Source organism: Streptomyces sp. TLI_146 (genome assembly GCF_002846415.1).
In the GTDB taxonomy this organism is placed as follows: Bacteria; Actinomycetota; Actinomycetes; order Streptomycetales; family Streptomycetaceae; genus Streptomyces.
On the sequence record NZ_PJMX01000001.1, the window covers coordinates 8518410 to 8533560 of the forward strand.

Annotated in this window: 16 protein-coding genes; 7 read left to right on the top strand and 9 right to left on the bottom strand. The window is 68.8% G+C overall.

What is annotated here, in order from left to right:
- Positions 1-167: 167 nt before the first annotated feature.
- Positions 168-1163 (bottom strand): GlxA family transcriptional regulator, encoded by a 996-nt coding sequence (locus BX283_RS37880; RefSeq protein WP_101391889.1) that lies wholly within the window; start codon positions 1161-1163, stop codon positions 168-170.
- A gap of 74 nt (positions 1164-1237) precedes the next feature.
- Between BX283_RS37880 and BX283_RS37885 the strand changes: the two genes are divergently transcribed.
- The 5 genes from BX283_RS37885 (at position 1238) to BX283_RS37905 (ending at position 4408) form a co-directional block, all read left to right on the top strand.
- On the top strand, positions 1238-1825 hold the full coding sequence (locus BX283_RS37885; protein ID WP_101391890.1) for a cysteine hydrolase family protein: 588 nt from the start codon (positions 1238-1240) through the stop codon (positions 1823-1825).
- A gap of 76 nt (positions 1826-1901) precedes the next feature.
- Positions 1902-2348: a hypothetical protein gene (locus BX283_RS37890; protein WP_143676593.1), complete on the top strand. Its 447-nt coding sequence runs from the start codon at positions 1902-1904 to the stop codon at positions 2346-2348.
- A gap of 419 nt (positions 2349-2767) precedes the next feature.
- Positions 2768-3148, top strand: a complete 381-nt coding sequence (locus BX283_RS37895; RefSeq protein ID WP_101391892.1) for an RNHCP domain-containing protein — start codon at positions 2768-2770, stop codon at positions 3146-3148.
- A 26-nt stretch (positions 3149-3174) separates the two neighbouring features.
- Positions 3175-3588, top strand: a complete 414-nt coding sequence (locus BX283_RS37900; protein WP_101391893.1) for an RNHCP domain-containing protein — start codon at positions 3175-3177, stop codon at positions 3586-3588.
- Positions 3589-3898: 310 nt separating this feature from the next.
- Positions 3899-4408: an SMI1/KNR4 family protein gene (locus tag BX283_RS37905; RefSeq protein ID WP_143676595.1), complete on the top strand. Its 510-nt coding sequence runs from the start codon at positions 3899-3901 to the stop codon at positions 4406-4408.
- Positions 4409-4794: 386 nt separating this feature from the next.
- Here BX283_RS37905 and BX283_RS37910 read toward each other — a convergent pair whose 3' ends face one another.
- Together BX283_RS37910 and BX283_RS37915 are read right to left on the bottom strand one after the other, a co-directional pair.
- A complete protein-coding gene (locus BX283_RS37910; RefSeq protein ID WP_143676597.1) occupies positions 4795-5346 on the bottom strand; it encodes a hypothetical protein in 552 nt (183 codons plus the stop codon).
- A gap of 115 nt (positions 5347-5461) precedes the next feature.
- Positions 5462-6490 (bottom strand): helix-turn-helix domain-containing protein, encoded by a 1029-nt coding sequence (locus tag BX283_RS37915; protein WP_101391896.1) that lies wholly within the window; start codon positions 6488-6490, stop codon positions 5462-5464.
- A 509-nt stretch (positions 6491-6999) separates the two neighbouring features.
- Here BX283_RS37915 and BX283_RS37920 point away from each other — a divergent pair.
- Positions 7000-7317, top strand: coding sequence for a LuxR C-terminal-related transcriptional regulator (locus BX283_RS37920; protein ID WP_101391897.1), 318 nt, complete (start codon positions 7000-7002; stop codon positions 7315-7317).
- A gap of 273 nt (positions 7318-7590) precedes the next feature.
- Here BX283_RS37920 and BX283_RS37925 read toward each other — a convergent pair whose 3' ends face one another.
- Complete coding sequence (locus BX283_RS37925; RefSeq protein WP_101391898.1) at positions 7591-7956, bottom strand: hypothetical protein; 366 nt, start codon at positions 7954-7956, stop codon at positions 7591-7593.
- 205 nt (positions 7957-8161) lie between these two features.
- Here BX283_RS37925 and BX283_RS37930 point away from each other — a divergent pair, with 205 nt between their 5' ends.
- Positions 8162-8887: an adenosylcobinamide amidohydrolase gene (locus BX283_RS37930; RefSeq protein WP_101391899.1), complete on the top strand. Its 726-nt coding sequence runs from the start codon at positions 8162-8164 to the stop codon at positions 8885-8887.
- Between the two features lie 81 nt (positions 8888-8968).
- On the opposite strand, the gene BX283_RS37935 is transcribed toward BX283_RS37930, so the two are convergent.
- The 5 genes from BX283_RS37935 to BX283_RS37950 form a co-directional block, all read right to left on the bottom strand.
- A complete protein-coding gene (locus BX283_RS37935) occupies positions 8969-12082 on the bottom strand; it encodes a DUF4157 domain-containing protein (protein WP_101391900.1) in 3114 nt (1037 codons plus the stop codon).
- On the bottom strand, positions 11980-12591 hold the full coding sequence (locus BX283_RS40920) for a hypothetical protein (RefSeq protein ID WP_180357394.1): 612 nt from the start codon (positions 12589-12591) through the stop codon (positions 11980-11982). Before BX283_RS40920 ends, BX283_RS37935 begins: the two co-directional genes overlap by 103 nt.
- An 86-nt stretch (positions 12592-12677) precedes the next feature.
- On the bottom strand, positions 12678-12944 hold the full coding sequence (locus tag BX283_RS40925) for a hypothetical protein (RefSeq protein WP_180357395.1): 267 nt from the start codon (positions 12942-12944) through the stop codon (positions 12678-12680).
- 109 nt (positions 12945-13053) lie between these two features.
- Entirely contained in the window at positions 13054-13503 is a 450-nt protein-coding gene (locus BX283_RS37945; protein WP_143676599.1) for a hypothetical protein, read from the bottom strand.
- Positions 13504-13559: 56 nt separating this feature from the next.
- Positions 13560-14648 carry a hypothetical protein gene (locus BX283_RS37950; RefSeq protein WP_143676601.1) on the bottom strand — a complete coding sequence of 363 codons (1089 nt, stop codon included), beginning with the start codon at positions 14646-14648 and terminating at the stop codon, positions 13560-13562.
- Positions 14649-15151 lie beyond the last annotated feature (503 nt).

Sequence of the window (15151 nt, forward strand, 5' to 3'; positions counted from 1 at the left end):
GAGGACTTGTCGGCGGGCGCGGACGAGGGCGACGACGGCGGTGTGGGTGCCGAGCCGGTCGAACAGTTCCAGACCGGACGACTATCCCACCAGCAGCCATATTCCCTTACCGAGACGACGCTGACCAGCCCGGATGGGCCACGCCCAGCGCCCTCACGTCGGTGCTATTACGCTCCATCCGTTCCAGGCGAGGGCGGTTGGGCGAAGGAGGCGCGGTAGGCACGCGGACTGGTCCCCAGGCGGGATGCGAAGTGCTGGCGCATGGTGATCTCGCTGCCGAAACCGCAGCGGCGGGCGATCTCGGGCATGGGCAGATCGGTACGTTCGAGCAGTTTTTGGGCCGCCGCGACGCGATGGCCCAGGAGCCAGTTCAGCGGTGTCGTCCCCGTCGCCGCCGCGAAGTGCCGGGCGAAGGAGCGCGGCGACATTCCGGAGCGGTCGGCGAGCGCGGCCACGGTCAGCGGTTTGCCGAGGTGCGTCAGGGCGAAGGCGCGTACCTCGGCCAGCACGTCGACGTCGCGGTCGACGGTCGGCGTCGGATGTTCGATGAACTGGGCCTGGGTTCCTGTCCGAAAGGGTGCGGTGACCATGGAGCGGGCGATGGTCGCGGCGGCTTCCGCCCCGTGAGCGGTGCGCACCAGGTGCAAGCACAGATCGATGCCCGCGGCGGTTCCGGCGGCGGTCCACAGGTTGCCGTCCTCGACGAACAGGGCGTCGGGTTCGACCTGCACCCTGGGGTGTCGGGTCTTGAGCAGATCGGTCAGTGCCCAATGGGTGAGCGCCCGGCGTCCGTCCAGCAGTCCTGCCTGGGCCAGGGTGAACGCGCCGCCGCACAGCGCGGCGATGGCGGTCCCGCGGGCGTGGGCGCGACGCAACGCGGCGAGGACGGGCTCGGGGGCCGGGGTGACATGGTCGTCCAGGCCCGGCACGAGGATCAGCTCGGCGCGGTGCAGCCAGGCGAGCGTGCGGTCCGGCGTGAGCGTGAGGCCGCCGCGCATCGCTACGGGCGCGAGACTCGCGGCGACCCGGCGCAGTTCGAAGGCGGGGACTCCGTAGCCGGTACGGTCCGCGCCCCACACTTCGGTGATCACCGATACGTCGAAGGCCCGGATCCCGGGGAAGGCGAGCAGGGCGATGCGCTGGGCCCGTAGAGGTTGCGTCACCGTGGCAGTAAACCATCGATCGCTGTCTTCCAGTCCTCTGGGACAGGGCCGGCCGGGGCGGCAGGATCGTGGGCATGGAGATCACACAGAACGCGGCACTGGTAGTGGTGGACGTGCAGAAGGGCTTCGACGAGTCGGAGTTCTGGGGCCCCCGCAACAACCCGGCCGCCGACGAGAACATCGCCGCACTGATCGCGGCGTGGCAGCGCACGGACCGGCCGGTCGTCTTCGTACGGCACGACTCGTCCAAGCCCGGCTCTCCCCTGCGGACCGGGTACGAGGGCAACGACTTCAAGGAGTACGTCCAAGCGCGGCGCGGCAAGGGCGCCGGTCCGGAGCTACTCCTCACCAAGTCCGTGAACTCGGCGTTCTACGGCACCCCAGAGCTCGACAGCTGGCTCAAGGCTGCGGGCGTCACCCAGTTCGTGCTGGTCGGCATTCAGACCAACATGTGCGTGGAGACGACTGCCCGCATGGGCGGCAACCTCGGCTACGACGTGCTGGTGGCCCTGGACGCCACCCACACTTTTGACCTGACCGGTCCGAACGGCTGGCATCTGACGGCCGACGAACTGGCTCGAGCCAGTGCCGTGTCTCTGCACGGCGGCGGCTTCGCCCGGGTGGTGACGACCGGTGAGCTGGTGGCCGCCGCCCGCTGTTGACACCCGGACCCGTAGGAGGGGCCCGGCTGGCGGGTCACCCCGGGAAGGGCCGCACGGATCCCCTCGCGCCGAGGTTTTGGCGGGCCTGGTCGATGTATTCCTGTCGGGCGGCGCGATGGTCACCGCAGGACTGGTCCCAGGTTCCGCCGTAGCCATGGCCGGGAGCTGCCCGGGCCAGTGCATCTTCTGCCTGGCGAACATCTCCCTGGCCTGCGGCTCCATCCTGACCGCCGTCTCCACTCAGGTCCTGATCCCGCAGGTCTTCGCCGACCAAGCCCTTCCGAAGATCTACTCACGCCTGGGTATGGCTGAGTCGTCCGCCGATGCGGCGGCGCCTTTCGTGACCGGTCTCGCCCTGGCCGGTCTCGGCCTGGCACCCACGTTCGGCTCGGCTGCGGCACTTGCCCTGGCCGCTTGCGGGCTGCTGGTGCGCATCCCGCGCGTGTGGGTACCGAGCAGCAGTACATCCGACGAGAAGGCCGGGGAATCGGGCACCAGTCCTGCAGGCCAGGCGGATCCCTGACCATGGCGCCCACGCCTACCTCCGCAACCTCACGGGCGGTTTCGTGGGTCCCTTCGTTGTCCGCTTGCCGCTGGACGGGTACGGCGGGAGCGACTCTGCCGGAACGGGGGTGCGTCGGGATATTGCGTTGCACCCCTGGAGGGCGTCTTGTTAGCTTCAAGGTGTCGTTCTGAGTCGCTCTGGGCCTATGTGCCCGAGGAGAGGGTGTTTTATGTTCCGGCCCGCGCCGAGTGCGCCTCGCCGTTCCGCGTAGTCGTCCGCCGCTGTCCGCTGTCCGCCTTTGCGGGCTGCTGCCGGACGCGTCCTCCGGTGCCCTGAACTGCCCAGCCGCCCTCCTACGGCGTCATCGGGCTGCTTTCTGACGAGGCCACTCGGCCTGCTCTTGCTGTCATGACCACTTCCCAGCAAGGAGCACCCGGGTGTCCAGCCACACCAACAACAGCATCAGCCACAACAACACCCTCAGCCTCAGCACCTTTGGCTGCGCGTGGTGCGGTCTGACCGTGTCCACGTACGCCACCGACGGCGCGCCGCGCAACCACTGCCCGTCCTGCCTGCACTCCCGGCACGTCCTCGACCACGTCGAGGGCGGTACCAGCGACTGCGACGGCCGGATGTCCCCGATCGCCATCGCCGTGCTCCGCACCGGTGACTGGATGGTGATCCACCGCTGCGTGGGCTGCGACGAGCTCACCTCCAACCCGGTCTGTACGGACGACAACCAGCTCATCCTGATGCGCATGGCGGTCCGTCCGCTGGCCCAACCGCCCTTCCCGCTCGAAGCGTTCGGCACCTTCTGACCGCCCGACAGGAAAGGGGCATCACTGTGTCACGTAAGAACAGCCGTGGGCGGCGCCGGCCGCAGCGGTACAAGAACGTCCTGCACACCCAGGGTGGGCACCGTGCGAACGACTTCCGGTGCGCCTCCTGCCGGCTCGACGTGCCCCTGGACGCACCCGGCACCACACACCGCAACCACTGTCCGAACTGCCTGGCCAGCCTGCACGTCGACCGGAAGACCCCGGGCGACCGCGACGCGGACTGCCGCGGCCGCATGGAGGCGCTGGGCATGTCCGTCCGCCCGGACGGCGAGTGGATGATCATCCATCAGTGTGCCGCCTGCGGCGAGCTCAGCGCCAACCGCATCGCCGGCGACGACAATCCGCTTGCCCTGGTCCGCCTGGCCCTCAGACCCCTCGCCGATCCCAAGGCCGCCAGCCGCGCCCTGCTCACCCTGTGACCCGGCTGCGGTGGCCCTGGGACGGGGCGCATCCGCAGCTGCGCCCCGCCCCAGGGCCCCGCCCGGCCAACGACGTCCGACCGACGGAAAGGGAACACCCCAGCAGTGAAGACTGGGCCGGCTGTCGGCACCCACGCGTTGCCGGTCGCCGCCCGCCAGAGATCGAGGCGTACCACAAGGCCGCGGTGGTCCGAGGTGCCCGTGGGAGTGTCCAGGAGCCGGCGGCCGATGACCGTTTCGCGCAGCCCGCTTGCGGAGGCTGTCGCTCCGGTGGATCCACAGGGTCGCCTGCGGGTCCGCGTAGGGGGCCGTGACGTCGCGGGCCGCCGCCCGTCACTGCGTTTCTGCCCGCCCCGGTTCTCCGGTGCGGGCAGGACCAACGCGCACGTTCCACGTCCGTCCCTGTGCCCGCCGAACCGCGGCAGGCTGGGGCTGGCAGGGAGACTCAAGCACCAACTACGACCTGCTCACCACTGCCTTTCCGCATCCTGACTCCTACCGCGCTTACGAAGACGAGCTGGACGCGCGCGAGCCGCTGGAAGAGAACTTCCCGGACTACGATGCCTACCAGCAGGCATGGAAGCAGTGGGACGCGGAGTACGAGGTGTTCCAGGAGCGCAAGACGTCTGGCGCCGTGTTCATCCGGGACAACGGCTGTGGCTTTTCGACCCTGCTCGTCGTCACCGGTCCTCACCGAGGCACGATGTGGTTCGATGGCCGCGCGACCTGTGACCAGATCGTTCCTCTCCATCTGGGCGGTCGGCCCGTGTCGTTCATGGACTGGCTCGGTCGGGATTCCATGGACCTGCTCGAGTGGTGAACGCGCGCCGAGCCGACACCTGGCCAGAGCAATCGCGGGCCAGGTCGTCAGCATCGGAGGGGGGCGTCGCGCAGATCCTCGGGGTGCACAACGAGATCGACGGCGAGCCGTTTGTTTGATGGGCTGACGCCACGCCTCGGGCAGCGGTACGAGCGCGAGCAGGAGCGAGCAGGAGATCGAGAGCACGCCCCACGCCCCACCGTGACGGCGGCCGTCCGCCACGCGGCCCGCAGCACCGCGCTCCTCCCCTTCTGCGTTGTCACACGACGGCCACCCGATGCAAGCGGGTACGCCGCCGTGCGGCCGGGGTGACGCGGCCGTATCAGCCACCCGACGGCGGGCCCGTGTACCTGCCCGCGGTCCGCAGGCCGGTACACGCCCGGTGATCAGTGCCAGGGACTGCAGTAGAGGACCACGTCCGTCATGTCCCACAGGCAGGCCCGGGTCACATTGGGCGGCCCGTCGTAGATCGAGTCCGACCATCTGAGCTCATTGGTGACGACGTTGATCCGGCCTTCCCAGTTGGCGCCGTGGTCCCAGCTACGGTCCATGTACACCTCGTAGTAATGGTCGGAGATTCCCTGGGTCATGGCGTACTCGTGGGAGCCGGAAGCCAGGAAGGTGCCCAGTTTGAACCAACCGGGGCCCCCGTTCCAGACCTTGCACCAGTAGAAGCCGCGATCCTGGCAGTTGGAGGCGAGTCCGGTGCGCTCCTTCGCGATGATCGGGTTGGTCCAGGAGCCGGGTACGGCTTTCGGGTCGTAGGCGATGCGGCTGCCGGCCGGGGGCGGGGCAGCGGTCGGTAGCCCGGACACAGAGGGTGCGGGGCCCTGGGCGACGGGATATGCGGCCGAGTGGGCGGCAGCCGTCGCGCCGAGCGGGCCGACTGCAAGTAACGCGACGGTGAGGGCGGCGAGGACGCCTCGTTTTGCCTTCATACGCACCTTCACTTCGTCGTGGTCCCGGCTCACTCCTCCATCCCGGGGGTGTGACGGGACGCGGGGGTGTGACGGGACCCGATGGCTTGTGTGCCTCAGTCTGTTGCGCTGTGTCTCAGCCGTCATTGACCTGGCGCGCAGGAGCCGTTGGCTGTCCGTGCAGCGGGCGGTAGCCCAGCGCGGCACTGCGGTGCTTCCCGGGCGTCACCCCGTAGGCCGTGCGGAAGGCGCGGTTGAAGGCGGCGGCGTCGCAGAAGCCCCAGCGTGCGGCGATGGCGCGCACCGTCAGGTTGCGCAGGGCGGGGTCGGCGAGGGCGGTGCGGCAGCGTTCCAGTCGGCGGTGCCGGATGGTGGCCGATACCGTCTCGGGGCGGCCGCGGAAGAGGTGGTGCACCAGTCGGACGGAGATGTGGTGCCGGGCGGCTATGGCGCCGACGTCGAGCCCGGGGTCGGCGAGGTTGTCGTTGATAAAGGTGTCGATCGCGGCCAGAAGCAGGTGGTGACGGGTTTCAGCGGGCAGGCGCTCCTGCGTGCCGATCTGCTCGGCCAGGAAGCCCGTCGCCAGTTCGATGCTCGTCGTGCCGAGCCGCTGGGCGGTCGGCTCGTCGAAGCCGGGTGCCTCCTCGGCGACCGAGCGCAGGTACTGGGCGAGGATGCGGCCCATACCGGAGTGGGCGGGCATACGGCGGGCGAGCAGTTCCGCGATCCTTGTCCTTGGCAGCGGCACGAGCCGGTGCGGCAAGTGCAGGATCACGGCGTGGGACAGGCCGCCCCGGCTATTGCCCATGGCGTGACCGCTGTAGGGGCGCGACGAGGTCCACATCGCGAAGTCGCCCGGGTGCAGAAGGGTTTCGCTGCGCTCCTGGGTGACACGCATGGTGCCTTCGAGGATCAGGGTGAGTTCGAAGGTCTCCGGGTCGGAGCGCCGGACGAGTTGGGCGGGGCGGTCTGAGGTGAGCGGGGAGAACGCCATGGTGGTCAGCTGGGCGGGCCCCAGCGTCGCGAAAGCGGCGCGCCCGCCGAAGGCGCCCGGGTCCTCGCTGCTGATCCTGGTCGGCGCCACCCCCTGCTCCACCGCCTCGCGCCACCAGTCGAATCTGTCCTGCGGCGGCAGGGCGTCCGTGTCGATCTCTCTGTAGCCCACGTCGGCCTCGTCTCGGTCGTCGTCGTTTTCGCTCCAGCTTGCGACCGCCGGTCCGTGGGATGGTGGAGGTGATCACGTTCCTGGCCGAGCGCACCGTCTTTTCCGGCCGGATACGTGCCAGGCGTAGCGGCCCGCGCGCCGACCGGGCCGGGCCGCGCGACGGCCCATCGCGAGACGGTCGGGAAAGGCCGCTCGCTCTCCGGTGGCAGGAGGGCGGGCCTTCTCGTGGAGCCTTTGGCAATCGTGGGCGTCGACGGCGGGAGTCACGTGTGCATCTCGTTCCTCCTGTCGGAGGCCGAGGCTTCCGGCACCCATGTACGCGGCAGGGACTATCGGGCTGCTCGTGCGGAGGAGCGCGGTGGGGGTTGGCAAGGTAGCCAAGGGGATCGGTGAATTCGTGTACGAGGCGGTGGTGGAGCTCGTCGGCGAGGTGGTCATGAGTGTGGTCGCCTGCGTGCTGCTCGCCTGCCTTGCTCTGATCGCTCTCAGGCTCGTACGGGTGCGGCGGTGTGGTGCTCAGCCCCGGTCTGGGCGAGGTACTGCCGGCGCTGCTCGCGTCGGCGGCCACCGATGTCCCGGGCCGCTGCACCCTGGCCGGGCTGACGGCCCGCGAGCACGATGTCCTGCGCCTTGTCGCCCACGGTTACGACAACCGGCGCATCGCCGGGGAGCTGACGCTCTCGGACAAGACCGTGCGCAACCACGTGTCGGCGGTGCTGAGCAGACTGGGGGCAGGTAGCCGGGGCGAGGCGATCGTGGTGGCGCGGAGGGCGGGGCTGGGAGGGGACACGCGGTGCGAGAAGCCGGTGCGGCCGGTTTCCCGTTGAGCGGGTGGGGTCCGGGGGCGCGCGGGGGCCGGTGGCTATCAAGAACAGGTCGGTCATCGGCGTCGCGTTGCCGGTTGGAGGCCACCGGCGGGTCGCTCGATGGCACCGCGCCGTTTGGTTTGCGGCTGCCGCCCCACGTACCCGCGGAGTCGATCGCTCTTCGGCGGTGTAGCCGACCACCACCGCTGACTCCGCCCGGCGCGGGAGGACCGTGGCAGGAGCCCAGCGGCATCAGGCCCCCGCTCGGACCGAGCGAGGAGCGTCTTTCGTGCGTCAGCCCGGCTGATCGGAGTAGGTGAAGTCCCCTATGGTCCAGGCACTGACGTCCTCGATCGCCACGCGGTACATCCCGCCGGTCTCCGGGATCCCCACCGCACCCTGCAGGATGCGCGCCAGATGGAAGTGAAGATGCGTGGGCGGCTCGTCCCTGTGCGGGGCGGTGGTGAACAGGGTGGAGAAGTCGCTCAGGTGGGCGGAGTCCGCCAGGACCTCCGACACCCGCTGCCTCCAGACGGATTCGGCAGCCAGCCGCCCCGTGATGACAGCACCACCGGCGACCACGGTCAGAGACATCTGGTTGCTGTGCCCGGACTCCACCAGGGCCGCAACGTTGACAAGCAGTTCGTCAGGCTTCGACACGGGCGATGATTTTAGTCACCCGCGCGGTGGTCAGGTCAAGCAGGGGTGCTTCGTGGGGGACGCGAGGTGAGCGCCTGCGGCACGGCCGCGCTCCGGGGCAGTCAACTGGGTCACTGAAGGGGCATGGCAACCCCATGACAGACCCTTCCACGAAGATCCGGCACTGACCGTAGGATCAGCTTCCCGACTGCTTGGAGTACCCGTGATGACCGCTGCCGTCCCGCCGCCCCGCACCGGCGCCCGTCTGCTGCCGGTGCGGCAGTGGGTTCGCTGCGAGAACGGCGAGCGGCTGAACGCCCTGCTGTGGTCGCCGGGTCCCGGCTGGCGGATGGTCAGCAGCGCGGTGCTCGGCGGCGGGATCGGTGAGCGCGGCTGGGTGTTGAATGCGCAGGTTTCGCACGGCTACGGCCGCACCGATCCGGACAGTCACCTCGCCGAGCTGGCCCGCGAGGCCGGTGTCGACGGGCCGGGAGTGGGCTTGATGACGGCTGCCGACGTCCGGAGGTACGGTCACGCGCACGACGGGGGAGCGGAGGCCGTGGCCACTGCCGGGCTGGGGGTACGCGGATGGGCCGCATCGCCGGAGGAGGGCCTGCCCGGACCGGCCCAGCCGGGCACGATCAACATCATCGTCGCCGTGCCGGTCGCCCTGAGCGATGCGGCCCTGGTCAACGCGGTGGCCACCGCCACCGAAGCGAAAGTGCAGGCGCTGCTGGGCGCGGGGTACGACTGCTCAGGCACTCCCACGGACGGCATGTGCATCGCCTCCCGCACCCCCGGCGATGACGTCCACGCCTTCGCCGGCCCCCGCTCACTGTGGGGCGCCCGCCTGGCCCGCGCGGTCCATGGCGCGGTACGCGCCGCGGTGTGTCCGCTGCCTCCTTCCCTCTCGGCACAGACGCGGGGAACGCCTGACGCGGCAGTTCACTGACCGCCAGGGCCGTGCCGTCAGCCAGGACATGCCGCCGGTCGTGTGACCCCATCAGGGTGCGAAAAACCTCCCGCCTGGTGCTCAGCCTAACTTGGGGAACTTCTTCGACCAGGTCTTGAACGAGTTCTGGGGGAGGAGCAGGTGGTCCGCTATGGAATTGGCGGATATCTGGGTCGGCCATGTCTGCATCATCTCGGCAAGAAACTGCTTGAAATCCTCAGTGAGGACATCCTCTCCCTTCACATGGAGATGCCCTGGTTTCTGTCCGGGGGGAAGCTGCGCGTTCTCCGCTTTCTTGGCCAGCCACAGGCTCTTCAGCTTCTCTGGAATCCTCGCTTCCAACTGCTCGGCCGCGCCCTGCACTCTGTTGAGCGGGGTGGCCAGCTTGCCTTTGCTGTCGAGCTTTTTCATCTGCTTGTCCAGTGCGGCAGCGGATATGCTGAAGCGTTCCTTGATGAGATTCTTCATCTCGGCGTCATCCTGCGTCAGTTCTCTGATCTTCAGACGCAGGGCGTCAGGGAATGTGTAGTCATAGCGGCCCCCCTTCCCCGCACGAGCCTCGACCAGAGCCCAGAACTCTTCTCCTGCTGCACGGCGCAGTTGGGGAACCGTCTCTTCCTCGAACACCTGCCTCCTCGCGTCGGTCTGTGCCTTCAGCGCCGCATCCCGTTCGGCCTTCAACTCCTTCGCGGTCGGTGCCTGGGAGCCCAGCGGGTTGCCGATCCGCAGCGCGCTGGTCCGCGACACCAACCCGGACTCGTCGATGTCCTCGGCCTCGCTGTTGGAGGGTGTGTCGTCCTTCATCAGGATCTCGGCGTCGGCCGGGATCACGCGGACGGTCTCGCCCTTCAGGTTCACCTTCTCCGGCACCGTGTACCGCTGTTCCATGCCACCCCCGGCGCCTGTCTCGGCCTCCTCCAGGCCGTTGCCGGCCGGTGCGGGGTGCGCCTGCCTCGGCGCGGACGCGTACATGAGGCGGTCCGGGTCAGCCAGGTGCCCGTGCAGGTGCTCACCGACGTCCGCGGTGGTCGACCCGTCGTGCCCGGCGAGGTTGCGTACACCGCTGTCGACCGCTTCCTTGTAGAGCTGGTTCCCGCGGCGGTTGTAGACGAGATGGAGCCCGATCTCCTCCTCGAAGTAGTGCAGCATGGCGAGACAGGCGTCGCACGGCCTTTTCGAACCTCGGATGTGGATGGGGTCGTGGGGCGTGTCCCCGTCGAAGTCCGCGTTCTGCAGCATCTGGAGCAGCTTCTGCTCCGCATGCATCTTCTTCGCGCTCTCGCCGCTGTGCAGCAGGTAGGCGTAGCCCGGGTTCTTCCCCGGCGCTAGCAGGTCGGCCAGGTACTTCCGGTACGACGGCATCTTCGCCTTCTCGTTGGACACGTCGACGAGGAGGATGTGCGAGGTCTCGCGCAGTGCCTTCAACGTGGCGTTGTCCCGTTTGAACCCGTTGCCCGGCGTCCCGTCCACGTCCATGGCGTCCGGCTGAACCGCCTCCATGGCCCGCACCTCTGCCATGAACCCTTCACGGACCTTCAGCAGGGCCTGCCGGTTCCGCCGGATCCCTTCCGCCTCCCGTATTTTCCTGCTGCTCCTGGGCGCGTCGCCCTCGGTGCCCTTCTCGGTGCGGCGGCGCTTGGTGTCCTTGTCGGCGCGCGTGCCCGAGGGACGTTTGCCCTTGCCCTTGGCCGCGTCGGCCAGTGCGGGCGTCTCCTCGGCTTCGGAGTCCGACTCGCTGTCGAACCCGGCTTCCTCCTCCGGTACGCCCTCGTGGTCACCGTAGTCCGTGGTCACCAGCGTCTGGAGGGCGTCGCCGCCCGTCACGAGCTGATCGTCGCCGCCCTCGCCCAGTTCCCGCAGCATCTGGAAGAGGCGCAGCATGGACTGGTTGTAGTTACTGGCGAAGGCCAGGTGTCCGTTGATTGTGGCCGCCTGGATCTCCTGCTCGACGATGGCCTGCACGGACTTCGTCGCCTCGGCGTCGCCCGATGGGCCCGCGCTGCCCTGTGCCGACGCCGCTTTCTCCCGTTCCTGCTGCTCGGCGTGGGACACGGCGGCGAGCGCCCTGCGGACGATGTGCCGCAGGCTCTGCGCGTCGCGCTCGTTCTTGTAGTCGCGGGTGTAGCGGATCGCTATCTGCTTGGTGATCAGGCCCCACTGCTTCTTGTTCTGCTTGCAGGTGCAGCGTTGAGCGAGCCGGTCGAGATGAGTGAGGATCTCATCGCGGCTGGGGGCCTTGGTGCTCGCCGCCGACGGGCGTACGACCTGAGAGCTGTTGCTCGCGCCCGTAGACCCTTTGTTCTTGGACGACTTGCTCTCTTGGGAAGATCTGGTGTCTTTGGAGGATTTGCTCTCTTTTGAGGGCTTGCTCGAGGATTTGCTGGAGGGCTTGTTGTCCTTGGACGACTTGCTGCTCCTGGAGGACTTCTCGTCCTTCGCGCGGGCCACGACCAGGCCCGCCACGCTGTTCACGGCGCGCTGCGCGGGCATGCTCAGGCCTCCGCTGTCCACGGCCCCGCCGGGCCGGGCGGGCGGACGCGGGCCTCGCGACGGCGTGCTGCCCGCTCCCGCCGCGAACGCCGCGCCGTTGGCCGAGGCCTTGCGCTCGGAGCCCTGGCCCGGGTCGGTGACGGGGATGCCATCGCTGTTGGCGCTCCCCGTCTCCTGCAGCCCGGAGAGGTTGTCGCTGAGGTGACTGAACTCGTGACCGACGATCTCCTTCTTCCGGGCCGCCTGAGGCGGCAGGAAGACATGGTGGCCGATCGTCATCGCCTCGGCGCCCATGGCCGCGGTGGCCCGCTGGGCGACGATGTCGCTGTGGACGCGGGCGGGTGACAGGTCGATCTGGTAGAACGCCTCCGCCTCCTTGCGGAGCGGGTCGGCGATCGGCTGGCTCGGGGAGTTGATGGCATCGTTGAGCAGCGCCACCCGGTCGACCGGCTCGCTCTCCCGTGCCGCGTCCGCGTCCCCCTTCGCCCCGCCGATGTCGCCGTGCCCGCAGCCGGCGCCGTGGACGTGCCGCTCCTCCTTGAGCAGGCGCGCGACCACGTGATTGCCCGCCAGGCCTTGCAGCGCGGTGGCCCGCGCCGCGCTCATCGGCCCCCGGCCCGCGCCCCCGGACAGGGAAGGCGTCCGCTGCACGCCTGTTCCCGGCGCCCTCTCCGGTTTCTCGGGACGTTTGTCGCGCGCGTGCATGGCATTACCTCTTGTCCGGTGGCAGCGGGGCCGCGTTCACGGCGTACTCCCTCGCCGCTGTTGTAGTCGACGGCTTCCGGGGGAGGACAGGTCCACAGGGGCAGTTCCGGGGGCATTTCTTCGACGGCCTCGCGGGTGGATGGCCGCTGCCGGTTCAGGGGGTGCGGGCCGTGAGCGCGGGCCGGAGCCGGCAGGCCCCGAACGAGCAGCGGCCGGCCGCACCCCGGAAAGGCGGAGCGCGGCCGGCCGTTGGTGGCGCGGAAGCGGTTGCGGTGTGACGAGGTTGCTCGGCGTGCCCCGGCGCCCGTGCCGTTGCGGTCCTGGAGGGCGAGGCGGCCGTTGTTCCAGAGGCTGAGCCGGTCGGCCTTGCCGTCCCCGGTGAAGTCACCGCCGACGATCGCCTTGGTCTCCTTCCACTCGGCGTTCGGCGCGAGCAGCGTCACGTCCTGGCCGAGGCCGCCGGTGGCGTTGCCCGGGCGTCGGCCCAGGGAGTCCCTCGACGGCTTCACCCCGCCTTCGTACTCGCGGTCGCCGACAACCCGGACTGCGCGGCATCGCATGACGCTGGAGGCGGGTGTCCTCCGAGCCCCTGCCATCAACGTGCTACGGCCCGGGCAGCCCCGCTCATCGAGCGTGGCGGCCCGACGGCCAGTTGGGCAAGGCGGCGGCACGCGGTGCTCTCCGGGTGCCCGGTGCGAGCGGCCAGGGCCGCCGCGGGCAGGCGCGCGTCGGGGGTGAGAGCGTCGATGAGGGATTGTTCCAGGGCATCGGTGTCGATGCCGTAGGGGCCCGCCGAGGTGGGCGGCGTCGCTGCGGGGGCCGCCTCGGCCGAGCTCAGCACGACCGGTCTTCGGCCAGTCATAACAACTGGTGCCTGGTACGAGCGGATTGCCGGTACGCCTCACGTCGCCGGAATGCACTACCGATGGGCGCGTTCGGTCACCCCGCCCGCCACTATGGGGACACACGAGTCAGGCCCAGGCGCTGCATTTGACGATCTTGTTGTCGCCGTCGACCGTGCAGGCGCGGACCTTGAGGCCTTTGATGTCGACTCCGGCCCGCGAGTGGGCGCTGCTGGACTTGGAGTCCCCATTGCCGCCCTCCGCCTTGCCGAAAATCCGCGTGGTCCACTCCCAGGCAGTTCCGTTCTGCCAGTAGTAACCGACTTCCATGCGCACGGAGTATCCGTCGGCGGCGCGGTCCCAGACTGTGCCGGAGAGGCTGACCTTATAGCCCTCCCATTCCACGCCCACGGCGGCGTAGGCGCCGAGGGTGGAGTCGGTTTGGGCGTAGCGGGTGTTGGCGTAGGGGACGTAGCCGTTGTCCCAGTGGTTGGGGCGTTCGGCGGCTGAGGTCGAGGAGAGAGCCAGAGGGAACGAGAGCGCTGCGCCGACGGCGGCGGTCGCGATCATTTCAGCCATGCGGGAGGTCATCGTCGTCCTTCCGTGCCACTCGTACGAGGGCGGGGTTCGCGGGGTCAGATGTCGAGGAGCCGAGCCTTGTAGATGATGGGGGTGGGCATACCCTTGCCGGCTTTGGCTTCGACCTTCTGGTACTTGGAGTCCCAGATGAAGCGGACGAATTCGTCGCCGTAGGCGTTGTCATGGGAGTCGGAGGTCCAGATGCCCGTGCCGGAGTGGTCACGAGAGAAGGACTTGGGGGATTTCGCCGGTATGTGCCACTGGATGACGGGGACCCCTCCGGCCTTGTTGATCTGAATGATCTCGTCGGAACTCGTCGCCCAGAGGTACTGCTTCTCCAGCGGGTCGGGCTGGAGGTCGTGGCCGTTCTCAAAGGCGTCGTCGACGATTTCCAGGTACTTGTTCGGATCGTTGGGGAACTTCGGGTCCTTGATCTTGTGGAGGCGGGTGGTCTCGCGGAATCCCGATACGGTGTACGGGCGCAGCTTGTTGCCGCCGTAGATCCACACCCACTTCCGGCTTTCGTCCCAGACGACACCGTGTGCCTGCCGGAACGCGCGGTCCCCGTCCGCGATGCCGGTGACTTTCTGGAACGACTGCGGGCCGTCCTTGGTGGGGGCTGTGAACAGTTCGTACTGGCCGCCCGACCTCGTGGCCTGGGGAGGCTTGGGGTCCAGTGTGTCCAGGCCCCTCGGTCCGACCACGATGACCGCTTCTTGGTCCGGGAGGTATTCGAGGGAATGGGGGAAGCACGTCAGGTTGTTCACCCAGCCGAGCGCTGCGGCATCGCTCTGGCGGTGGATCGTCACGTGGCCGTTGGTGGCGTCGCCGCCGCATACCATGAAGGCGGTTTCCTTCGAGGAGCGAAAGGTCCGCACCTTGACCTCCAGAGGATCCCAGCCCCCCGTCTTGAACTCGGCCCACGGCTTGGTGAACACATTGTTCTGGATATCCGCTGTGTGGTAATTCGTGATGACCTTGTTGGCGACGTCCAGCAGGGCCACGTTGAAGCCCGCACGAGGTGCACGGAGGACCTCCGGGGCGAGAATCGCCCCGCGCGCCGGGCCGGACAGCGCTCCGTAGGACAGGGCCGAAGCTCCCGCAACGACGGTCCCCCGCAGTAGCTGCCGTCGATCCACACTCATGTCGCTCCTCTCCAACGGTGCACCGCGCGAATGGGATCACCGCCGGCGACAGCCCGCGCACCGCACGCTGCTCACCGCTCCCATGCTCTGGCGTGCACTGTCTGGCTATGGGTTGTGATCGGCTGTCGAACAACGCTACAAAGCCCTGCAAGCGCCTGTCGTCCCACCAGCGGTTGACGTCCGTACCGCGGGGGGTTGACGCTGGCGCTCCACCGAGCACAGCAGGAGGGAGCGCGACGTTGGAGCGCGGGGGACCCAGGAATGGCGCTTCCACCTCTGTTTGGGCAGAGCGCGGAACAGATCGCCGACGCGACCGATGATGTCGAGGAGCACGTACTGCAAGCCGGTGCGGTCCCGCAGGCCCAGCACCTCATGCACGCATACGGACCGGCCTTCGGCGTTGGCGCGGTCCTCGGCGATGGAGCGGCCAACACGTCCCGCAAATGGTCGCGGGTCCGCCCTACCCACGGTGTCGGCATGCCGGCACGGCAACTGCCGTGCCT